This is a genomic window from Streptomyces sp. TOM-9 (assembly GCF_056858595.1).
Genome location: NZ_JBXEQB010000001.1, coordinates 3592995 through 3615232, shown reverse-complemented (window position 1 = coordinate 3615232; position 22238 = coordinate 3592995). Strand labels below are relative to the sequence as shown.

Annotated in this window: 18 protein-coding genes; 10 read left to right on the top strand and 8 right to left on the bottom strand. The window is 73.6% G+C overall.

Going from position 1 to position 22238, the window contains the following annotated elements:
* Positions 1–68: 68 nt before the first annotated feature.
* Together AC1VWI_RS16920 and AC1VWI_RS16915 are read right to left on the bottom strand one after the other, a co-directional pair.
* A complete protein-coding gene (locus AC1VWI_RS16920; protein ID WP_499511851.1) occupies positions 69–1649 on the bottom strand; it encodes an NADH-ubiquinone oxidoreductase-F iron-sulfur binding region domain-containing protein in 1581 nt (526 codons plus the stop codon).
* On the bottom strand, positions 1646–2794 hold the full coding sequence (locus AC1VWI_RS16915) for a hypothetical protein (protein WP_499511850.1): 1149 nt from the start codon (positions 2792–2794) through the stop codon (positions 1646–1648). The genes AC1VWI_RS16920 and AC1VWI_RS16915 overlap by 4 nt, the downstream gene beginning before the upstream one ends.
* A 336-nt stretch (positions 2795–3130) precedes the next feature.
* Between AC1VWI_RS16915 and AC1VWI_RS16910 the strand changes: the two genes are divergently transcribed.
* From AC1VWI_RS16910 to AC1VWI_RS16885, 6 genes are all read left to right on the top strand, one after another.
* Entirely contained in the window at positions 3131–5092 is a 1962-nt protein-coding gene (locus AC1VWI_RS16910) for a S53 family peptidase (RefSeq protein WP_499511849.1), read from the top strand.
* A 266-nt stretch (positions 5093–5358) separates the two neighbouring features.
* Positions 5359–8214, top strand: a complete 2856-nt coding sequence (gene leuS, locus AC1VWI_RS16905) for a leucine--tRNA ligase (RefSeq protein ID WP_499511848.1) — start codon at positions 5359–5361, stop codon at positions 8212–8214.
* A 212-nt stretch (positions 8215–8426) separates the two neighbouring features.
* Positions 8427–9071: a hypothetical protein gene (locus tag AC1VWI_RS16900; protein ID WP_499511847.1), complete on the top strand. Its 645-nt coding sequence runs from the start codon at positions 8427–8429 to the stop codon at positions 9069–9071.
* 102 nt (positions 9072–9173) lie between these two features.
* The gene (locus AC1VWI_RS16895; RefSeq protein WP_499511846.1) at positions 9174–10019 is read left to right on the top strand and encodes a DegV family protein; all 846 of its coding nucleotides are present in this window, start codon (positions 9174–9176) and stop codon (positions 10017–10019) included.
* Between the two features lie 316 nt (positions 10020–10335).
* Positions 10336–11097: a ComEA family DNA-binding protein gene (locus tag AC1VWI_RS16890; RefSeq protein WP_499511845.1), complete on the top strand. Its 762-nt coding sequence runs from the start codon at positions 10336–10338 to the stop codon at positions 11095–11097.
* On the top strand, positions 11094–13712 hold the full coding sequence (locus AC1VWI_RS16885) for a ComEC/Rec2 family competence protein (RefSeq protein WP_499511844.1): 2619 nt from the start codon (positions 11094–11096) through the stop codon (positions 13710–13712). Before AC1VWI_RS16890 ends, AC1VWI_RS16885 begins: the two co-directional genes overlap by 4 nt.
* Here AC1VWI_RS16885 and AC1VWI_RS16880 read toward each other — a convergent pair.
* Entirely contained in the window at positions 13637–15058 is a 1422-nt protein-coding gene (locus tag AC1VWI_RS16880; RefSeq protein WP_499511843.1) for an APC family permease, read from the bottom strand. The genes AC1VWI_RS16885 and AC1VWI_RS16880 overlap by 76 nt on opposite strands.
* A 215-nt stretch (positions 15059–15273) precedes the next feature.
* Entirely contained in the window at positions 15274–15717 is a 444-nt protein-coding gene (locus AC1VWI_RS16875) for a pyridoxamine 5'-phosphate oxidase family protein (RefSeq protein WP_499511842.1), read from the bottom strand.
* 56 nt (positions 15718–15773) lie between these two features.
* On the opposite strand from AC1VWI_RS16875, the gene AC1VWI_RS16870 reads away from it, so the two are divergent.
* Positions 15774–16550, top strand: coding sequence for an arylamine N-acetyltransferase family protein (locus AC1VWI_RS16870; protein ID WP_499511841.1), 777 nt, complete (start codon positions 15774–15776; stop codon positions 16548–16550).
* A 70-nt stretch (positions 16551–16620) separates the two neighbouring features.
* A complete protein-coding gene (locus AC1VWI_RS16865; protein WP_499511840.1) occupies positions 16621–18057 on the top strand; it encodes an ATP-binding protein in 1437 nt (478 codons plus the stop codon).
* Positions 18058–18072: 15 nt separating this feature from the next.
* On the opposite strand, the gene AC1VWI_RS16860 is transcribed toward AC1VWI_RS16865, so the two are convergent.
* Complete coding sequence (locus AC1VWI_RS16860; RefSeq protein WP_499511839.1) at positions 18073–18471, bottom strand: RidA family protein; 399 nt, start codon at positions 18469–18471, stop codon at positions 18073–18075.
* Between the two features lie 201 nt (positions 18472–18672).
* On the opposite strand from AC1VWI_RS16860, the gene AC1VWI_RS16855 reads away from it, so the two are divergent.
* Positions 18673–18939: a GlsB/YeaQ/YmgE family stress response membrane protein gene (locus tag AC1VWI_RS16855; protein WP_499511838.1), complete on the top strand. Its 267-nt coding sequence runs from the start codon at positions 18673–18675 to the stop codon at positions 18937–18939.
* Here the strand turns inward: AC1VWI_RS16855 and AC1VWI_RS16850 are convergent.
* Together AC1VWI_RS16850 and AC1VWI_RS16845 are read right to left on the bottom strand one after the other, a co-directional pair.
* Positions 18902–20338 (bottom strand): hypothetical protein, encoded by a 1437-nt coding sequence (locus tag AC1VWI_RS16850; RefSeq protein WP_499511837.1) that lies wholly within the window; start codon positions 20336–20338, stop codon positions 18902–18904. The two genes, AC1VWI_RS16855 and AC1VWI_RS16850, sit on opposite strands and share 38 nt — an antisense overlap.
* 3 nt (positions 20339–20341) lie before the next feature.
* A complete protein-coding gene (locus tag AC1VWI_RS16845; RefSeq protein ID WP_499511836.1) occupies positions 20342–20587 on the bottom strand; it encodes a hypothetical protein in 246 nt (81 codons plus the stop codon).
* A 40-nt stretch (positions 20588–20627) separates the two neighbouring features.
* On the opposite strand from AC1VWI_RS16845, the gene holA reads away from it, so the two are divergent.
* Positions 20628–21611 (top strand): DNA polymerase III subunit delta, encoded by a 984-nt coding sequence (gene holA / locus AC1VWI_RS16840; RefSeq protein ID WP_499511835.1) that lies wholly within the window; start codon positions 20628–20630, stop codon positions 21609–21611.
* 181 nt (positions 21612–21792) lie between these two features.
* Here the strand turns inward: holA and rpsT are convergent, their stop codons facing one another.
* Complete coding sequence (gene rpsT / locus AC1VWI_RS16835; protein ID WP_018556617.1) at positions 21793–22059, bottom strand: 30S ribosomal protein S20; 267 nt, start codon at positions 22057–22059, stop codon at positions 21793–21795.
* Positions 22060–22238 lie beyond the last annotated feature (179 nt).

Here is a 22238-nt window from a genome sequence, read left to right as displayed (position 1 = left end):
ACCGCGGTCCGTACGCCGGAGGGGCCCGGCACCGCGACGGTGCCGGGCCCTGCTGCGTGCGGCCGGGGTCAGCGGCGGCCGCCCTCCTCCATGCGCAGGGCCAGTGCGGGGCAGCGGGCCACCGCGCGCTGCGCGGCCGCGTCCAGGTGCGGCGGGACGGGCGTGCCGGCGATGTCGGGGTAGCCGTCCCGGTCCAGCCGTACGATCTCCGGGAGGACGCCGGCGCACAGGCCGTGCCCCTTGCACAGCGTCCAGTCGACGTTCAGCCGCTTGTTGCTGGTCTGCGCGGCGGCGCCGGCGGGAGCGCCGCCCCGCGGCGCCGGCGGGTCGGACTTCAGCAGCGGCAGCACGCCCACGGTGGGGCGGCCGCAGCCGCCGCCGAGGACGTGGGCGGCGAGGTCGTCGGTGAAGGCGTTGATGGTGGACATCACGAAGCGCATCGAGCCGTCGGGGTGCTTGCACACCCCGCGCCCCTTCACCGCGACCGCGGTCTGCCGCAGTTGCTCCAGCGCGGCCTGCCCGCCGCCGTTGAGCACGTCCTGCAGCAGTCCGGCCATACGCGGCAGCCCGAGGCGGCACGGCCCGCACTGGCCGGCCGTCTCGGCGGCCAGCCACTGCGCGACCCGCAGCGACTCGCCCAGCGGGCACAGGCCCGGGTCCAGCGGGAGCAGGGCGCCCGCGCCCAGGGTGGCCTTGTGGGCCTCCAGGCTCTCGCGGGCGATGGTCACCATCGAGGCGACGCTGGGGTCGATCCAGTTGCCGTGGTAGCCGCCGACGAGCACGCCCTGCCCCGGGTTCCCGCCGCACATCTGCAGGATGTACGACATCGGCACACCCGTCGGGGTCTCCACGACCGTCTGCCGGGGCACCGAGCCGGACACCGTCAGCATGGCCGTACCGGGCTCGCCCGGGGCGCCCGCGGAGCCGAAGCGGATCGCCCCCATGCGGGCGCCGATGGCCAGTTGGGTGAAGGTCTCGGTGTTGGAGAAGAGCGTCGGCATGCCGCCGAGGCCGGACTCGCTCGCGCTCACCTTCTTGCCGGGCGGCAGGGGGAGGCCGCCGTTGGCCGCCGAGATGATGCCCGAGGACTCGCCCGACACGAAGCGCTCCGGCATGCGCACGATCCGGGCCCTCAGCTGGCGGCCCCGCTTGGTGCCCAGGCCCCGCTCGGCCAGGGCGTCGCGCACGGACTGCTCGTTGGTGTCGCGCGTGACGCTGATGACCAGTTCGCGGGCGCCGAGGATCTCGGCGCACAGCAGGGCCCCGTCCAGCATGAGGTGCGGGGCGCGGCGCAGGATGACGGCGTCCTTGCGGCAGGCCGGTTCGCCCTCGCAGCCGTTGACCATCACCGCGGTCGGTGAGCCGCGCCGGCGTGCGGCCTCACCGACGGCCTTGAGCTTCTTGTAGAAGGGGAAGCCCGCCCCGCCACGGCCGCGCAGGCCCATCAGCTCGGCGAGGTCGAGCAGTTCGCCCTCGGTCATGCTCGGCATGGAACCGTGCACGTTGAGGTGGGTCACCCGGTCCAGGCGCTCCACCTCGTCGAACCCCGCGGTGATCCGGGGCAGCCCGACGGTACGCACGTCGGGGAGCACATCACCCGCCCCCGGGCGAGGGGCGGGTGACCGGTCCGGTATGGCGGGAACGCTCATCGTTGTCCTTCATAGGGTCCGGGCGTGGACTGCTGCCAGGCGATCGGCTGGAGCCTGTCGGCTCCCAGCGGATCCGCGCCCTGCCTGCCGTCCGGCACCGGGGTGCCCCATGCGGGAGTGCCGTCCCAGCCGGTCTGCTGGGGTTGCTGCTGGTACGGCACCTGCGGTTGCTGCTGGTACGTCGCCTGGGGGTCGGCGGGCACCTGCGGCAATTGCATCGTGGCGGCCGCGGGATCCATGCCGAGGGTACGGTCCGGGGCCGGGGGAGGAACAGCCGTGTACTGCTGGGCGGTGGGGAAGTTGGGCAGCGGCGGCAGCGGTTCGCTGTAGGCGCTGGCCAGGCTGGGCCCGTTCTCCTCCCGGGGCACGGCACGCCGGCGGCCGGAACCGCCCCGGGACGCGGCCCGTTCGCCGCCGAGCTTGCGGTAGGAGGCCGAGCGCTCCCGCGTCTCGGGGAAGAGCGCCTCGCCACGGGTCCTGCGGAGCCGGTAGACCAGCCCGATGGCGACACCCACCAGGCAGATCCCGTAGGCGACGATGATCCAGGTCTTGGCGGAGCGGCCGGACTGCAGACCGTGGATCAGCGCCATGCACCAGGACGCGTAGGCGGTGCTGTGCAGGATGCGCCACCGCACGGGGTGCCGGTTGGCGGCGAAGACGCTGCGCATGGCGCCCGTGGCGGCGGCGAGGATCATCAGGTAGGCGGCGAGCACGCCGAGGGCGATGAGGCCGTCCCGGCCGGTCACGCCGAGGGGGAGGAAGGCGCCGGCGGTGGTGACCCGTGTCTCGACGACCTTCGTCGTCACGTGCAGGATCAGGAATCCGATCGCGGCGACGCCCAGACCGCGGTGGATGCCCTGGGTGAGCAGGCGTTCGCGGGGCCCGAGGAAGACGGTGTCGGTGGATACCAGGCCCCAGATGACGGTGCAGCTCAGGGAGACGAGGGTGAGGACGCCGGCGCCGAAGTCCAGGAACGCCCGCAGGTACGGACCCGCGGTGACGGCGAGGACGAGCAGGGCGGCGGCGGTGCCGGCGATCGCCCAGGCGCGGGGCGACCGTGCGGCGCGAAGGGCCCCGGACAGGATGTCGCTCGCCGGTATCGGGGGGGTCCGGCGACCGTCCGGGGACTGTCGGTTGGTGCGCATGCGGCAGACGCTAACCCGTACGGGTGGCCTGAACGATCGTCTTTCGACAACCCGGGATGAGGATCATTACGAACTGCTAACGTTGGTTTGTTCGGGCTCCGTTCGGCAAGGATGATCGGTCCTTCACCGGAGCGTCCGTTCTCCGGCACCATATGTCCGCATTCCGGATCGGATTGCCATCCCAATTGCCCTTTCGTGGGCCTTCCTTGAGTCCTTCTTGGCGAACACATGTCCCTGGCATGAGCTGTTCACCGCGAGAGTGGCGTGGCGGTCCACGCGCGCTGCCGTCTCCGGCGCGCCGCCACTCCGCGCGAACTTCACACAGCAGGGGGTTTCATGAGCTCAACCCGCTCGAGAAGGCGGGCCGGCCTGGCCCTGGCAGCGACACTGCCTCTGGTCGCCGGTGCGCTGGCGATGGGCATACCCACCGCCCAGGCCGACGCACCGCACGGACGTCACAGCCTCGCCGGCAGCAAGCCGGCCTGGGCCACCGCCAAGGCCGACAAGGGCGCCACCGCCGACTCGGCCGAGGTCACCCTCCGGGTGTACCTGGCCGGCCGTGACGCCCAGGGCCTGGCCGCCTACGCCCAGGCCGTGTCCGACCCCGGTTCCGTCTCGTATGGCACGTTCCTCTCGGCGAAGCAGGCCAAGGCCCGCTTCGGCGCCTCCGCGCAGCAGATCGCGCAGACGCGGCAGTGGCTGGAGTCCTCCGGGCTGAAGGTCACCGGCGTCGACGAGCACTACCTGACCGTGACCGGCGACGTCGCCGACGCGGAGCAGGCGTTCGGCACCCAGCTCCACAACTACGCGAAGGGCGCCAAGACCTACCACGCCCCGACCGGGACCGCCTCCGTCCCCGCCTCCCTGGGTGGCGCGGTGCTCACCGTCACCGGCCTGGACAACTCCCCGCGGCGCGCCCAGCACCAGGACACGCTGCCGCCGCCCGGCGCCGTCTTCAAGAACTCCGGCCCCTTCTCCACCTACTACGGGTCGAACACGAACAAGAAGCTGCCGGTCGCCTACGGCACGCGCGCCCCCTACGCCGTCAAGGGCTACACGGGCAAGCAGCTGCGCGCCGCCTACGGCGCGGGCTCGTACAACGGCAAGGGCGTCACCGTCGCCATCACCGACGCGTTCGCCTCCCCGACGATCGTCGCCGACGCCAAGAAGTACGCCGCCCGCAACGGCGACGCGGCCTACAAGCGCGGCCAGCTCTCCCAGGTGCTGCCGGCCGACTACCGCTACACGAGCCCCGACGAGTGCGACGCCTCCGGCTGGTACGGCGAGGAGACCCTGGACGTCGAGGCGGTGCACGCGGTCGCCCCGGCTGCCGACATCACCTACGTCGGCGCCTCCTCCTGCACCGACGACGACCTGCTCGACGCGCTCGGCAAGATCGTCGACCACCGGCTCGCCGACATCGTCTCCAACTCCTGGGGCGACATCGAGAGCAACGAGACCCCGGACATCGCGGCCGCCTACGACCAGATCTTCCAGATCGGCGCGGTCGAGGGCATCGGCTTCTACTTCTCCTCCGGCGACGCGGGCGACAACGTCGCGGCGCACGGCGCGAAGCAGGTCGACACCCCGGCGAACTCCCCCTGGGTCACCTCCGTCGGCGGCACCTCGCTCGCCGTCGGCAAGGGCGACAAGTACCAGTGGGAGACCGGCTGGGGCACCCTGAAGGCCACGCTGGCCGAGGACGGCTCGAGCTGGACGGCCTTCCCCGGCGCCTACACCTCCGGCGCCGGCGGCGGCACCAGCAAGCTCTACGCGCAGCCCTTCTACCAGCGCGGCGTGGTTCCCAACTCGCTCGCGCTGGCCAACGGCGGCACGGTCAAGCAGCGCGTCGAGCCGGACATCTCGGCCGTCGCCGACCCGAACACCGGCTTCCTGGTCGGCCAGACCCAGGCCTTCCCGGACGGGTCCTTCCAGTACAGCGAGTACCGGATCGGCGGCACCTCGCTCGCCGCACCGGTGATCGCGGGCGTCCAGGCGCTGGCGCAGCAGGCCCGGCACGGCGTGCCGATCGGCTTCGCCAACCCGCTGATCTACGACCGCTACGGCACCGGCGCGTACCACGACGTGACCGACCACCCGCTGGGCCGCGGCAAGGACCTCGCGGTCGTCCGCGTGGACTACGCCAACGGCTTCGACGCGGCGGACGGCACGATCACCTCGCTCCGCAGCCTCGGCAAGGACAGCTCGCTGTCCGCGGTCGTCGGCTACGACGACGTGACCGGCGTCGGCACCCCGGCGCGCGGCTACCTCGACTCGTACCGGCCGCACCACCGCTGAGCCGCACCACCGCTGATCAGCGCCGGAAACGGCTGGGCAGGGCCCGCACCGGGGGGAACCTCGGTGCGGGCCCTTCCCGCTCTGCGGTACCCTGACCGCATGCGTGCCGTACGCCTTCTGCTTAGCAAGCCGCGCTGACCACGATCGATGTCAGTGCGGCGCCCCTCCTGTGCGAGGGGCTTTTTCGTTTCCGCAGTAGCGCAGGCAGATGTCCGTACGGCGGCCGGGCCGCAGGCCGTCATGACAGCGATGGAGTACGAAGGACGATGAGCGAGACCACCCCCGCCGCGGAGGCGGCTGCGCCCCACCGCTACACGGCCGCCCTGGCCGCCGACATCGAGAGCCGCTGGCAGGACTTCTGGGACGAGCACCAGACCTTCGCCGCGCCCAACCCCACCGGTGACCTGGCCGGGGACGGCGAGCTGGCCAAGCCCAAGAAGTTCATCATGGACATGTTCCCGTACCCCTCGGGCGCGGGACTGCACGTCGGCCACCCCCTGGGCTACATCGCCACCGACGTCTTCGCCCGCTTCCAGCGGATGACCGGGCACAACGTGCTGCACACCCTGGGCTTCGACGCCTTCGGCCTGCCCGCCGAGCAGCATGCCGTGCAGACCGGCGAGCACCCTCGGGTCACCACCGAGGCGGCCATGAACAACATGAAGTCCCAGCTGCGCCGGCTGGGCCTGGGCCACGACAAGCGCCGGTCGTTCGCCACGATCGACCCGGACTACTACAAGTGGACCCAGTGGATCTTCCTGCAGATCTTCAACTCCTGGTACGACCCCCAGGCCGACCGCGCCCGCCCCATCGCCGAGCTGGTCGAGCAGTTCGAGAAGGGCGAGCGCGCCACGCCCGACCGGCGTGCCTGGGCGGAGCTGAGCCCCGCCGAGCGTGACGCCGTGCTGGGCGAGTACCGCCTGGCCTACGCCTCGGAGTCCCCGGTCAACTGGTGCCCCGGCCTGGGCACCGTGCTGGCCAACGAGGAGGTCACCGCCGACGGCCGCTCCGAGCGCGGGAACTTCCCCGTCTTCAAGGCCAAGCTGCGCCAGTGGATGATGCGCATCACCGCCTACGCCGACCGCCTGCTGGCCGACCTGGACGCCCTGGACTGGCCCGAGGCGATCAAGCTGCAGCAGCGCAACTGGATCGGGCGCTCCGAGGGCGCCAAGGTCGACTTCGCGGTCGAGGGCCACGGCGAGAGCCCGATCACCGTCTTCACCACGCGTCCGGACACCCTGTTCGGCGCCACCTACATGGTGCTGGCCCCCGAGCACCCGCTGGTCGACACCGTGGTGCCGGCCGCGTGGCCGGAGGGCACCAAGGACGCCTGGACCGGCGGCGCGGCCACCCCGGCCGAGGCCGTCGCGGAGTACCGCAAGCAGGCCCAGTCCAAGTCGGACGTCGAGCGGCAGACCGAAGGCAAGAACAAGACCGGCGTCTTCAGCGGCGCGTACGCCGTGAACCCGCTGACCGGCACCCGCGTCCCGGTCTTCGTCGCCGACTACGTCCTGATGGGCTACGGCACCGGCGCGATCATGGCCGTCCCCGGCCAGGACGAGCGCGACTGGGAGTTCGCCACCGTCTTCGACCTGCCCATCATCCGCACCGTCCGGCCGCCCGAGGGCTGGGAGGGCGAGGCGTACACCGGCCAGGGCCCGGCGATCAACTCCGCCAACGACGAGATCGACCTGAACGGCCTGGAGGTCGCCGACGCCAAGCGCAAGGTCATCGCGTACCTGGAGCAGCGCGGCATCGGCGAGGGCACCATCAACTTCCGCCTGCGCGACTGGCTGTTCAGCCGCCAGCGGTACTGGGGCGAGCCCTTCCCGATCGTCTACGACGAGGACGGCGTCGCCCACCCGCTGCCCGAGTCGATGCTGCCGCTGGAGCTGCCCGAGGTCGAGGACTACTCCCCGCGCACCTTCGAACCGGACGACGCGGACACCGAGCCCGAGACCCCGCTGTCCCGCAACGCGGAGTGGGTCCACGTCGAGCTGGACCTGGGCGACGGCCGCGGCGTGCGCCCGTACCGCCGCGAGACCAACACCATGCCCAACTGGGCCGGTTCCTGCTGGTACGAGCTGCGCTACCTGGACCCGCACAACGACCGGCAGCTGGTCGGCCCCGAGATCGAGCGGTACTGGATGGGTCCGCGCGAGGGGCAGCCGCACGGCGGCGTCGACCTGTACGTCGGTGGCGCCGAGCATGCGGTGCTGCACCTGCTGTACGCGCGCTTCTGGTCCAAGGTGCTGTTCGACCTGGGCCACGTGTCGTCGGTGGAGCCGTTCCACAAGCTGTTCAACCAGGGCATGATCCAGGCCTACGTCTACCGCGACGGCCGCGGCTTCCCCGTTCCGGCGGCCGAGGTCGAGGAGCGCGACGGCAGCTGGTGGTACGGCGGCGAGCAGGTCAAGCGCGAGCTGGGCAAGATGGGCAAGTCCCTGAAGAACGCCGTCACCCCGGACGAGATCGCCGCCGAGTACGGCGCCGACACCCTGCGCCTGTACGAGATGGCGATGGGCCCGCTGGACGTCTCCCGGCCCTGGGACACCCGTGCGGTCGTCGGCCAGTACCGGCTGCTGCAGCGGCTGTGGCGCAACGTGGTGGACGAGACGACCGGCGAGGTCACGGTGACCGGCGCCGAGCCGGACGAGGACACCCTGCGCGCCCTGCACAAGGCGATCGACGGCGTCCGCCAGGACCTGGAGGGCCTGCGCTTCAACACCGCCATCGCCAAGATCACCGAGCTGAACAACCACCTGACCAAGGCGGGCGGCCCGGTGCCGCGCTCGGTCGCCGAGCCGCTGGTGCTGCTGATCGCGCCGCTGGCCCCGCACATCGCCGAGGAGCTGTGGCGGCGGCTGGGGCACGAGGGGTCCCTGGCGCACGAGGACCTGCCGGTGGCCGACCCTGCGTACGTGGTGGACGAGACCGTCACCTGCGTCGTCCAGATCAAGGGCAAGATCAAGGCCCGTCTGGAGGTGCCGCCGACGATCTCCGACGCCGACCTGGAGGCCCAGGCCCTGGCCGACCCGGCGGTCGTGGCCGCGCTGGACGGCGCGGGGGTCCGCAAGGTGATCGTGCGGGCGCCGAAGCTGGTGAACATCGTCCCCGCGTGATGGCCTGAGTACCTGAGTGCCTGATGCGCGGCTGATCGCCCGGCCGGAGCAGGTCGGCGCAGGTCGGTGCCGGCGGTGCAGGTCGGTGCAAGGGGCGGGTAGGGGTTCTCCCGGAACCCTCGCCCGCCCCCGTCCGTTTACGGTGGGCATACAACTGATCGAGCAGATCGGGCCGGTCGGACGGACCGGGCCGACCGGGCAGAGGAGCCGCCGTGGATGTCGCCGTCGCCGTGATCCTGCTCCTCTTCGCCTCCTTCGTGGCGCTCGGTGTCGTCGCCGCGGTCAAGACGGCGCGGGCGGTCAAGCGCGGGGTGGAGCGCACCAGCATCGAGGCCCGCCGCGTGGTCGAGGACACCGGTCTGAAGGCCCGCCGCTACAGCAGGCCCGGGCCCGCCGGGAAGCTCGCCGAGCTGCGCCTGGCGCTGCGTACGTCCGTCACGAGCACGGAAGCGGCGCTGGAAGGGCAGGCCGCCGTCGACCCGTCGCTGAGCGAGGCCGTCGCGCTGCTCGCCAGGCTGAGCTCCCACGCCCGGGAGCTCGACGCGGAGCTGCGGCTGCTGGAGCGCGAGCCCAACCGCACCCGCATCGCGGCCCGGATCGGCGAGCTGGAGGAGCGCACGCGGCGCATCACCCACTCCGCGGACTCGCTGCGCTGGGCCGCCCAGGACCGGGCCCGCCGCTTCGCCGACGACGACCTCGCTGCGCTGGGCCGCGACATCGACCTGGAGGCCGGGGCGTTGCGGCACTGGGCGCCCTCGGCGCTGCCGGAGCCGGAACCGGAACCGCGCACTCAGCCGGGGACGCGGCGCGAGCGGATGCCCGAGCCGGGCACCGGACAGCCGCCCAAGGCGCTGTGAGGGGCCGGGCGCGGCCGGGACGGGCCGCGGGGACGTTCACCGGGGTTCACCTCGGCGGAGCCGTACTGTCGCCCGGCCTTCGGCGCGGGTAACCTCCCGCACATGTCGTCCCATGTCGCTATCGTCACCGATTCCACGGCCTACCTGCCGCAGGAGGCCCTGACCCGGCACCGGATCACCGTGGTGCCCCTGGCGGTGGTGATCGGCGACGAAGCGCTGGAAGAGGGCACCGAGGTGTCGGCGCCCGCGGTCGCCCGCGCCCTGCAACGCCGCAAGCCCGTCACCACATCGCGGCCGAGCCCGGAGGAATTCGCCGCCGCCTACCGCGCGGTGGCGGAGTCGGGCGCGACCGAGATCGTCTCCCTGCACCTGTCGGCGGAGTTCTCCGGCACCTACGACGCCGCGCTGCTCGCGGGGGCGGACGCGCCCGTGCCGGTGCGCGTCGTGGACACCGCGATGGTCGCCATGGCCCTCGGGTTCCCGGTGCTGAGCGCCGCCGAGGCGGCGGAGGCGGGCGGCTCCGCGGACGAGATCGTGGCGGCGGCGGAGAAGCGGGCGTCGGACACGTCGGCCTACTTCTACGTGGACACCCTGGACTACCTGCGCCGGGGCGGACGCATCGGCGCGGCGCAGGCGCTGCTCGGGTCGGCGCTCGCGGTGAAGCCGCTGCTGCAGCTGGACGAGGGCCGCATCCAGCTGCTGGAGAAGGTGCGTACGGCCTCCAAGGCGCTGGCGCGGCTCGAGGAGATCGTCGTCGAGCGGGCGGGCACCCGTCCGGTGGACATCGCCGTCCACCACCTGGCCGCCGCGGACCGCGCGTCCGCGCTGGCGGAGCGGCTGCGGGCGCGGGTCCCCGGGCTCAACACCCTCGTCCTCAGCGAGGTCGGCGCGGTGATCGGTGCCCACACGGGGCCCGGGCTGCTGGGAGCGGTCGTCTCCCCGCTGTGATCCCTTCCGGGTGACGGGGTTATCCACAACCTCTGGACGATCCACAGGACTTGAGCAAGATCATCTCGTTGGTGCCGGTCCGTTTACCGTCCCTGACATGGGATCGACCACCGCAACTCCTCGCCACCGCAGGCACCCGTCCGCCCGCGTGCCCGTACCCGGGCCCGCCGCCGGCGCGGTCCGGGAACGGGCCGCCGCCCTCTTCGACCGTCCGCCGAGCCGTCCCGCGCCACGGGGTGGGGCGGGCGCGGCGGCACCGGATCCACCGGAACGACCGGAACGACCGGAACGACCCGATGTGCCGGAGCGGTTGGCCGTGCCGGAACGACCGGCGCTGCCGGAACGACAGGCTGCGCCGGGGGCGCCGGATCCGCCGGGGCGCCGCGCCGCGGGTGCCTGGCGGCTGGCCCTCACCGAGCGCCTCCCCACCTGGCTCTCCGTCCGCTGCGGCATCGAGGCGAAGACGGCGGCCGCCCTGGCCGTCGTCCTCCTCGTCGCCCTCGCCTTCGCGGTGCACCACTTCTGGACCGGCCGGCCGCGCACCGTGGCGGTGCCGCCGGTCGCCGCGGCGCTGCCCGCCGCGGCCGGGGCCCCGGCCGGCGCGCGGGCTTCCGCGGCGGCCGGGCCACGGGCGCCGGGCCCCGCGCCGGGGGCGAAACCGGTGCTGGTCGTGGACGTCGCCGGCAAGGTCAGGAGGCCGGGGTTGCGCCGGCTGCCCGCGGGGTCCCGCGTGGCGGACGCCGTGGACGCCGCCGGGGGAGCGCTGCCCGGCACGGACACCAGCGCCCTGAACCTGGCCCGCCTGCTGGCCGACGGGGAGCAGATCGTCGTGGGCCGCCCCGCCCCGCAACCGGCCACCGGGGTCCAGGGGACCGCCGCGGCGAGCGGGCCGGTCAGCCTCAGCGCCGCCACGGCCGAGCAGTTGGACGCCCTGCCCGGTGTGGGGCCGGTGCTCGCCCGGCACATCATCGAGTACCGCGGCCGGCACGGCGGCTTCACCTCCGTCGAGCAGCTGCGGGACGTCAACGGCATCGGGGACCGCCGGTTCTCCGATCTCAAGCCACTGGTCACCCCGTGAGCGCGCCCCGCCCGGCGGTGCATGCGGCGGCCGCCTCACCCCGGGGCGCGTCGAACCCGCGCCAGGAGGGCCCGCCGGACCTCCGTCTGGTGGCCCCGGCCCTCGCGGCCTGGCTCGCCGCGGGCCTCGCCCTCGCGGCGCCCGGGCGAGCCGTGGTGGGGGCGTGCGCGCTGGTCGTCCTGGTGGCGCTCGCGTCGTTCGTACGCCGGTGGACGTCGGTCGCCACCGTGGCGCTCTGCGCTGCGGCGTCCGCGGCCGTGGCGGGACTGCACTCCGCTGACCTGCACCGTGGCCCGGTGCCCGCCCTGGCGGCCGAACGCGCGCATGCGAGCGTGGAGTTGAGGCTGACGGCGGATCCCCGGCTGATCCGCCCGCAGGTGCGTGGGGCCGTCCGGGCGCCGGAAGCGGTGCTGGTGGAGGCCGAGGCCGTACGCGTGACGGCGAGCGGCACGAGGACCGCCGTCCGCACACCGGTCCTGCTCATCGCCCGGCAACCCGCCCGTGCCTGGCTGACGTTGCTGCCCGGCACGCACGTCGAGGCGGAGGCCCGGCTCGCCCCGGCGGCGGGGCCGGGCGACCGGATCGCCGCGGTGCTGTCGGTACGAGGGCCGCCGCGCGTCGTGGCGCCGCCCGGCCGTGCGCAACGTGTGGCCGGCGGACTCCGCGCGGGGCTGCGCGAGGCCACCGAGGGCCTGCCGTCCGACGCCCGTGCCCTCCTTCCCGGGCTGGTCGTCGGGGACACCTCCCGTATCCCGGTGGAGTTGCACGACGCGTTCGAGGCCACCGACCTGACCCATCTGACCGCGGTCAGCGGTTCCAACCTCTCGCTGGTGCTGATCCTGCTGATCGGTCCGCCCGGTCTCGCGCTGCGCGCCGAGCGCGGCGGCCTGGCACCGCGGCTGGCCCTTCCGCTCCGTGTGACGGCCGTGCTCGGGGGCGTGCTCACCGTGGCCTTCGTCGTCGTGTGCCGGCCCGACCCGAGCGTGCTGCGCGCGGCCGCCTGCGGGCTGATCACCCTGCTGGCCATCGGCACGGGCCGCCGCCGCAGCCTGCTGCCCGCGCTGTGCGGGGCCGCCCTGCTGCTGCTCCTCCACGATCCCTGGCTCGCCCGCTCGTACGGCTTCGCCCTGTCCGTGCTGGCCACCGGCGCGCTCTTGGTCCTCGCCCCGCGCTGGAGCACCGCCCTGCGGCACCGGCGGGTGCCACCGCGCCTCGCAGAGGTCCTGGCCGCGGCGGCCGCAGCGCAGGCGGTGTGCGCCCCGGTGGTGGCGGTGCTGGCCGCCCACGTCAGCCTGGTCGCCGTCCCCTGCAACCTGCTGGCGGAACTCGCGGTGGGCCCCGCCACCGTCCTCGGCTTCGCCGCCCTGGCCGCGGCGCCCTTCGCCATGCCCGTCGCCAAGGCACTCGCCTGGGTCGCGGGCTGGCCCGCCGGCTGGATCGCGGCGGTGGCCCGGCGCGGTGCCGCCCTGCCGGGGGCGACGCTCGACTGGCCCGGCACCTGGGCGGGCGCCCTGCTGCTGGCGGCCGTCACCGTGGTGGTGGTCGCGGCGGGGCGCCGCCTCCTGCGCCGTCCCTGGCTGTGTGCCGCCGCCGCGCTGCTGCTCGTGCTCGCCGTCGTACGTCCCGCGCCGCTGCCCCGCTCGGTGACCGGCTGGCCGCCGCCGGCCTGGCGGCTGGTGGCCTGCGACGTCGGCCAGGGCGACGCCCTGGTGCTCTCCGCGGGCGACGGCGCCGCCGTCGTGGTGGACACCGGCCCGGAGCCCCGCCTCGTCGACCGCTGCCTGCGCTCGCTCGGGGTCACCGCGATCCCGCTGCTCGTCCTCACGCACTTCCACGCCGACCATGCCGCCGGCCTCCCCGGGGTCCTGCGCGGCCGTTCCGTGGGCGCCATCGAGACCACCACCCTCGACGAACCCTCCGACCAGGCCGCCTTCGTACGCCGTCAGGCGGCCGCGGCCCGCGTTCCCCTGCTGCGCGCGAGGCCCGGGGAGCGCCGCCGCCTGGGCCCCCTCGACTGGCGTGTGCTGTGGCCCGCCGCGCCCTCCCTCCTCGCGGGCGCCGAGGGTGCCGATCTGGGCGGCACCAATCCCAACGACGCCAGCGTCACCTTGCTGGTCCGCACCGCAGGGCTCACCGTGCTCCTCCTCGGCGACCTGGAGCCCGCGGCCCAGCACGCGCTCCTGACCGCCGTCCCGGACCTCCCGCGCGTCGACGTCCTGAAGGTCGCCCACCACGGCTCCGCCTACCAGGACCCGGCGCTGCTGGCCCGCATCCGGCCCCGTCTCGCGCTCGTCAGCTGCGGGGCCGGGAACCCGTACGGACATCCGTCGCCCCGGACCCTCGCCGCGCTGCGCGCCCAGGGCACCACGGTCCTGCGCACCGACCGGGACGGCCCGGTCGCCGTCCTGGGCGACCGGGAGGACCTGCGGGCCGCCGCGACCGGTCGCTCGCCCGCCGCCGAGCGGGCCGTCCGGGGACGGCGAAGGGCCCGCACCGGTGCACGACCGGTACGGGCCCCCGGGTGCCGGGGACGGGCGGCTCAGGCGCCCTCCAGGCCCATCTCCTCCTCGGGCACGGAGATCACCCAGCGGGTGCTCTGCCGCGGCCGGAGGTAGAAGAGCCAGTAGGCCAGCGAGGCGGCGACGATCACACCGGTGATCACCAGGTCCTGCGCGGTCTGCTGGGTCAGCACGTACGCCAGCACGACGACCAGCAGCAGCGGCACCGCGGGCCACAGCGGCATGCGCCAGGCCGCACGCTCCTTGTGCCCGGCGCGGCGCGAGCCGAGGGCCGCGAGGGCGACGACGATGTACATCGCGGCGACCGCCACGCCGGTGACGCCGCTCAGCGTCTCCACCGGCACGAAGCACAGCACCGCGCCCGGCACGCCCACCGCGAGCGTCGCGATCCACGGGGCGCCGAACCGCTTGCTCAGCGTGCCGAAGGCCTTGTTGACCGGGGCCGGCCAGGCGCGGTCGCGCGCGGAGGCGTAGAGCACCCGGGAGTTCTGGATGACCATCACGATGCCCGCGTTGATGATGGCCAGCGCGATGCAGAGGCTGATGAAGGTGCCGACCGCCGAGTTGCTCCAGCCCCGCACGAGCGCCGAGAGGTCGCCCGCCATCAGGGAGTTCATGTCGGGTGCGCCCAGCGTGATCGCGATCGTCGGCACGATCACCACCAGGGCGCCGATGCCGAGCGTCCACAGCACGGTCCGGGAGACCGTGCGCCGCGGGTTCTCCATCTCCTCGGACAGGTACACGGCCGTGCTGAAGCCCTGCAGCACGAAGAGCGCGATCGCCAGCCCCGCGATGATCGTCCCTGCCGTGACCGCCGACCCCACCCCGTGCCCGGCCTCCGTCACCGGGTGGATCAGCACCGAGGCCGACCGCGAGGTGTGGGAGAAGCCGAGGAAGGCCACGACCGCCGCCGCGACGACCTCCAGGACCAGGAAGACGCCGGTGATCCAGGCATTGGCCCGCAGGTCCAGCAGACCCATGACGGTGGCCAGCAGCATGACGGCGGCGCCCGCGATCTTCGGGTCGATCTGCATGATCGGCGCCAGGTACTCGCCGGTGCCGAGCGCGATGATCGGCGGCACGATCATCACGACGATCAGGGACAGCACGAACACGATCCACCCGGCCAGCCGCCCGATGAGCGTGCCGACCATCGCGTACTCGCCGCCCGCGCTCGGTATCAGCGTCCCGAGTTCCGAATAGCAGAAGGCCACCGCGATGCAGAGGACCGCCGCGATCACGATGGTCAGCGCCGTCCCGGTTCCCAGGTCGGCGAAGAGCGGGGGCACGATGACGAACAGCGAGGAGGCCGGGGTCAGGCACGACAGCGTCAGAAGCGTTCCGCCGACCACGCCGATCGACCTCTTGAGCGACTTCGGGGCCTCGATGGGCGGGGCCGTCGGCGAGTGCGGGGCCGTCGGCGGGTGGAGCGTGTCGGTCATGCGCGCATCCGATCGGGTCGGGCTCGAGGGGGCTACCGCCTCCGGTCCAGGGAAACATGAAACGGAATATTCATCTCCGCTTCCGAGGATGAAACCGCGCGCGTCAAGCCCCCGTCAAGAGTCTCCGGACAACGAAATCCGAAGATCAACCAGCCCATGTCCGACGTAAAACCGGCAACTTAAGGCCTGTCACTGTGTATATCGCCGATCGGCGATCAGAACAGCCACACCCCTTCCTTCATCAGCTCCCGGTCCCGCATCTCCGGCAGCGTCCCCCAGGCTTGCACCCATTGCGGCCGGATCGCGTAGAACGCGTACGAAGGTCCGTCACCTCGGGGATCCCACCCGGCCTTCGCCGCGAAGGCGTCACCGGCACCGTCCGGCAGCCGCGCGAAGTCGACGACCCGTGCCGTGCCGTCGATGAGCACCAGATCCCTGGTGTGACCCAGGCTCAGCCGCACCCGTCCCGAGGACTCCAGGTTCCTCCCGGTGGGATTCGTCCTGCGCGTGGCGAGCCACAGCTCCTCCCCGTCCCACCAGAACGACAGCGGGACGAGGCACGGCACCCCGCGCGCGTCCGCCGTCGCCACCCACACGTCCTCGTCGTCCCTGAGCCGGCCCATCGCCGCGGCGTGCCGCTCGTGCAGTGTTCGCGTCATGCCGTGAAGCTAGCCGGGTCTGGCGTGATCGTCGCCGGTTCCCCAAGACTGACGCCATGGACGCTTCCCAGGCCGACGCCTACCTCCGCCGCATCGGCGCCACGCGCCCCGAACGCCCTGACGCGGCGGCCCTGCGCGAGCTGCACGTGCGCCATCTGGTCGCCGTGCCCTTCGAGAACCTCTCCATCCACCTCGGGGAAGGCGTCCTTCTGGACCCCGAGGTCCTCCACGACAAGATCGTGACCGCTCGCCGCGGCGGCTTCTGCTACGAGGTCAACGGCGCCTTCGGCGCCCTGCTCGCCGCCCTGGGGTACGACGTCACGCTCTACGCGGCCCGTTCCGTCAACGGCCCGCGCCTCGGCATCCCCTTCGACCACATGGCGCTCCGCGTCCGCACCTGCGACGGTGTCACCCTCCTCGCGGACGTCGGCTTCGGCCGCCATGCGCACCTCCCCCTCGACCTCACCCCCGGTGTCGACCAGAAGGACCCCGGCGGCGTCTTCCGCTTCACTCCGGCCCCGTACGGAGACCTCGACCTCCACCACGACGGCGAGCCGGTCTTCCGCCTCGAACCCCGCCCCCGGGAACTCGCCGACTTCGAGGCCGGCTCCTGGTACCAGCAGACCTCGCCGCACTCCCATTTCACGCGGTCCCTGGTCTGCTCCCGTCTGACCGAGGAAGGCGGGAGGCTGACGCTCTCCGGCCGCACGCTCATCACCACCGCCCCGGACGGCATCCGCCGGGAAGAGGCCCTGGACGGCGACGCCGCCGTCCTCGCCGCCTACCGCGAGCGCTTCGGTCTCGTCCTGGATCGGGTTCCCGAGATAAAGTAAGACTCAATCTACGTAAGATCGGGTCTACCTTTCCAGTCACCTTCCCAGCCAGCCACGGGGGCCGACGCCGATGGAGTTCACCGGCCGCACAGCCGACCTCGAGCACCTCACCGACCTGCTGCGCCGGGTCACCGACGGCACGGCCGCCACCCGCGGCCAAGCCGTGATCGTGACGGGCCGGCGCCGGGTCGGGAAGTCCCGCCTGGTCCAGGAGTTCTGCGACCGCTCCGGGGTGCCGTACGTCGTCTTCCAGGCCACCCGCGGGCGGAACCCCGCGGCGGAACGGGCGGATTTCGCCACGGCCCTCGCCCACTCCGGCCTGCCCGGCGCCGACCTCGTCGCCGGCCTCCAGACCGGCGACTGGAACCAGGCGCTGCGCTCGCTCGCCCTCGCCGTCCCCGACAGCACACCGAGCATCGCCGTGATCGACGAGGTGCCCTGGCTGGTGGAGCAGGACCCCGAGTTCGAGGGCGCCCTGCAGACCGTCTGGGACCGCCACCTGTCCGCCAAGCCCGTCCTGCTGGTGCTGGTCGGCAGCGACATGTCGGTGATGGAGGCGCTCCAGACCTACGGCCGCCCCTTCTACGGCCGCGGCACCAAGATGACCGTCCGCCCGCTCCACCTCGCCGACGTGCAGTCCATGACCGGTCTCGGCGCCGCCGACGCGGTGGACGCCCTCCTGATCACCGGCGGCTTCCCGGAGATCGTCCAGTCGTGGCGGCCCGGCACCTCCCGCACCGCGTTCCTGCGCGAGGCCTTCTCCACCCCGCTCTCCCCGCTCCTCGTCGCGGGGGAGCTCTCCCTGCTCGGCGAGTTCCCCGAGGCCTCCCACTCCCGTGCCGTCCTGGAGGCCGTCGGCAGCGGCGAACGCACCTTCTCCTCCATCGCGGCCCGCACCGGGGGCGCCCACCCGCTCCCCTCGGGCACCCTGTCACCCCTGCTCGGCACCCTCCTGACCAAGCGCGTGCTCGCCGCCGACCTCCCCCTGTCGGCCAAGGCCGACACCAAGAACAAGCGCTACCGCATCGCCGACCCCTACCTGCGCTTCTGGCTCGCCTTCGTGGACCGCGCCCTCCCCCTGATCGAACGCGGCCGGGGCGACCTCGCCCTGGAACGCTTCGAGCGGTCCTGGTCCACCTGGCGCGGCCGCGCGGTCGAGCCCGTCGTCCGCGCGTCCCTGCTCAGGCTGCTACCCGACGAGGCCTGGCCCCGCACCGAGGCCGTCGGCGGCTGGTGGAACCGCCAGAACAACCCCGAGGTCGACCTCGTCGGCGCCGACCGCGAACCGGTGGCCACGGAGGTCCACTTCGTGGGCTCCGTCAAGTGGTTCGACACCCACCCCTTCGGCCGCCACGAATACGAAGCCCTCGTCCGCGACGTGACCGCCGTCCCCGGTGCGACGCCCGCCACCCCGCTCGTCGCCGTCTCGCGCTGCGGCGTCGCTCCCGGCCTCCCCCTGGCCGCCCACTGGGGCCCCGAGGACCTGGTCCGCGCCTGGCGCGGCTGAACCGTCCGCCGCGGCTCAGGGCACCACCGCCGTCGCCGTAACCTCCACCAGCTGGCCGGCGTACCCGAGGCAGCCGACCCCGAGCAGCGTCGACGTGTGGGGCCCCTCGCCCAGCCCCGAGGCCCGGACGACCTCCCAGACCCGCGACAGTTCGGCGGGTTCGGTGCCCACGACGTACACGGTGGAGGCGACCACGTGCTCCAGGCCGCTGCCCACGGCCCGCAGCGCCTCGTCGAGATTGGCGACGACCTGGCGCGCCTGGGCGACGGGATCGCCGGGCCCCACCAGGGCGCCCTCCGGGTCGAGCGGTACGGAACCCGCCATGAAGGCGAGCCGCTGCCCGGCCTCGACGACCGCGGCGTGCGCGTAACCGGGCGGCGGGAACAAGGTCGGGACGATCGTGCGGTGCACCACGGGACCTCCTGGCTGGGAGCGGCTGACCCGGCGATCCTGCAGAACCGCGGGCACGGACGTCACCCGGTTTTCCCGCACCCCGTGCCACCCGCCCGCCGCCGGGCTGAGAGTTCCCTGAGAAGTGCAACCGCCGTGTCACGGCTTGCCCATGGCTCCGTCCCGGCGCGCATGAAGGGGCGGGGGCCGTGGCAGGTTGACGGCATGACCATCATCGGCTGGATCGTACTGGGCCTGATCGCGGGCGCCATCGCGAAGATACTGCTGCCCGGGAAGGACCCGGGCGGACTGGTCGGGACGACGCTGATCGGCATCGCGGGCGCGGTGGTGGGCGGCTGGATCTCGGCGAAGTTCCTCGACCACCCCATCACCAAGGACTTCTACGACCTGCCCACGTGGGGTGCGGCCATAGGCGGCGCGCTCGCCCTCCTGATCATCTACCGCATCCTGTTCGGGGACTCCCGCCGCTGACCGCGGGCGCGGGGAGCAGCTGCACGTCCTCCCGGCGCACCGACAGGGCCTGCGAACGGCGCGGGTCCCACAGCCAGATCCAGTCCCCGGAGGCGCCGAAGGACAGGACGGCGTGGTCGTCCGGCACCGGGCCGTTCTCCACGGGGACGGGGCCCTCGCCGACGGGCACCACGCACATCAAGGTGCCGTGCAGCCCGAAGTACCTCGCCGGGACGTGCCCCCGTCCGGCGGCGGACGCCGCGTCGCGGGCGGCCCGGTCCGCGTCGTGGGCGCCGGCGGCGAGCGTGGTGGCCGCGAAGGCCGCCGACAGCAGCACGGTCACGGTGACCAGGGCGAGGCGGTTGTCGCCCTTGGCGATGTGCACGTGCCGCAGCCAGCCCGCGACCGCCGTGAAGAACAGCACGAACCCCAGGGCGAGGCCCAGCGGTTCGGCGGCTGCCGCGTACGGCCACAGGTCCCCGGCGGAGCGGACCGAGCCGGACGGGATGCCGAACCGGTCGAGGTAGAACGCCTGCATCAGCCGCCCGAGCCAGGTCACCAGCGACCACCCGACGGGCAGGGCGAGCGGCACCAGCCAGACCGCGTTCCGTGAGAACCACGAGTCGCGCAGGGCGAAGTGGATTCCCGGCGCGCACAGGAGGGCCACCGCCGCCAGGGGCCACCACAGGGGTTCCGCGTCCGCCCCGGAGGCCGCCCAGCCCAGCAGCGCCGCCGCGGCGGCGGCGCCGGCCACGCCGGGCAGCGTCCGCACCCGCAGCGCGGCACGGTGCGTCCCGGTGGCCGCCGGGACGTCCGTCTCGGGCGGTGCGGGCCGCAGTTCGTGGGCGTCCGGCGTGAACGCGGCTCCGCCGAGGGGACGTTCCGAAAGCTCCCGCTCGACGGCCTCCCGGGTGAGCCCGGACGGCAGCCGCAGCAGCCGGTGCGCGCCACGCCCGCCGCACGCGGCCCACCACCGTGCGAGCCGGTCGCGCCCTTCGCCGCCCGCGCCGGGACGGCGGATCACGCGGTACTCGGTCCGCAGGTCGTCCGGCCGCAGCAGCAGCGCCGCGTCCCGGACCCACAGGCCGAGCTGATGGGTCCTCGCCAGGCGTTCCACGGCCCCGCACGCCGCCTTCTCGGCCCGCCAGCGGGAGCCGTTCAGCCGTACCTCGACGACGAGCGCGACGCGGCTGCCGCCCGCGGTGGCTGGGGCGTCCTCACGGCCTGCGCGGCGCACCGCCCAGCCCCGCGCCTCCATCAGTCCCTGGGCGAGGGCGAGCTCGTCGGGCTCGTCGACGGCCTCGACCAGGAGACGTACGCGCTGGTTGAACGGGACCGCGGGGAGCGCCCCGGCCACCCCGGGGCGCTCCGCCCCCGGCTCCTGCGAGCGGCGGCGCTGGGCGGGAACGCGCAGCGGCACGGCCTAGTCCTCCTCCAGCCAGCCCTCGAACTCCTCCGCCAGTTCGTTCAGCGCGGCGGGGTCGAGTTCCTCGTCCTCGTCGTTGATGAGCAGGAGCCACTGGGCGTCCTCGGCGTCGTCCTCGCCGGCGAGGGCGTCACGCAGGAGCTGGGGGCGGGCGGGCAGGTCGAAGCGCTCGGTGGCTTCGTCGGCGGCCTCCTCCGCGGCATCGCGGTCGGGGAGGACGAGCACATGTCTGACGTCGGTCACCGGGACATTGTGTCGGACCCGCGTGGGATGCTGGACGGCGATGGCCAGGAACAGTACGACAGACAGCCCGCTCGCCCCGGTGACGATCGCGGTGGGGCAGGAGGACCTGCTCCTCGACCGCGCGGTACGGGAGGTCGTGCTGGCGGCGCGGGCCGCCGACGCCGACACCGATGTGCGCGACCTCACCCCGGACGCGCTCCAGCCGGGCACGCTGGCGGAGCTCACCAGCCCCTCGCTCTTCGCCGAGCGCAAGGTCGTGGTCGTACGGAACGCGCACGACCTGTCCGCGGACACCATCAAGGACGTCAAGGCCTATCTGGACGCCCCCGCCGAGGAGATCACGCTCGTCCTGCTGCACGCGGGCGGCGCCAAGGGCAAGGGTCTGCTCGACGCGGCCCGCAAGGCCGGGGCGCGCGAGGTGGCCTGTCCGAAGATGACCAAGCCGGCCGACCGGCTGGCCTTCGTCCGGCAGGAGTTCCGCGCGCTGGGGCGGTCCGCGACCCCCGAGGCCTGCCAGGCCCTGGTGGACGCCATCGGCAGCGACCTGCGGGAGTTGGCGAGCGCCTGCGCCCAGCTCGCCGCCGACGTGGAGGGCGCGATCGACGCGGCCGTGGTCGCCCGCTACTACACGGGCCGGGCCGAGGCCACCGGCTTCGAGGTCGCCGACCTCGCGGTGACCGGCCGCGCCGCCGAGGCACTGGAGCGGCTGCGCTGGGCGATAGCGGTCGGCCAGCCGCTGCCCGGCATCACGTTCGCGCTCGCCTCGGGCGTCCGGGCCATCGGCAAGCTCGCCTCCGCCCCGCGCGGGGCGCGCCCCGCGGACCTGGCGCGGGAGCTGGGCATGCCGCCGTGGAAGATCGACCGCGTCCGGCAGCAGATGCGCGGCTGGTCGGGGGACGGTGTCTCCGCCGCCCTGCGCGCGGTCGCCGAGGCCGACGCCGCGGTCAAGGGCGGCGGCGCGGACCCGGCCTACGCCCTGGAGAAGGCGGTCGTCGCCGTGGCCCGGGCCGCGCGGGCCCGCTGAGGGCCGCGGGCGGAGTCGGACATGCCGAAGGGCCCCGTACCGGGAGGTACGGGGCCCTTCGGGGGCCGCACCCGCGTGGCGAACGCAGGCCGCGTGCGGCCGGGACATCAAGGGTGCCGGTGGAGGAGCGGGTGAGAGGGACCGCTGTGTCCGTCACCGACGGGTACTGCTGCGGGAAGGCTCAGCCCTGGAGGCCGGCCACCTTGAGAGCCAGCGCCGACTTCTTGTTGGCGGCCTGGTTCTTGTGGATGACGCCCTTGCTCACGGCCTTGTCGAGCTTCTTGGAGGCGAGGCGCGCGGCCTCGGTCGCCTTCTCGACGTCGCCGGTGGCCACGGCCTCACGGGTGCGACGGATGGCGGTCTTGAGCTCGGACTTGACGGCCTTGTTGCGCAGGCGCGCCTTCTCGTTGGTCTTGTTGCGCTTGATCTGGGACTTGATGTTCGCCACGAAAGAGCCTTTTCAGGTTTGGTCTGATGGGGTCCGCGCCTCGGGTAAGAGGGCACGAGGCGCGACTGCCCAGGTTAGCAGTCGGCCGCCGCGCCGCCCAAACCGGTGGCCCGTGGCGGGTCCCGCGGCTCCTCCCGCACCGCCCGGCACGGCCGTGGGCCCCGGCCATGGGACTATGG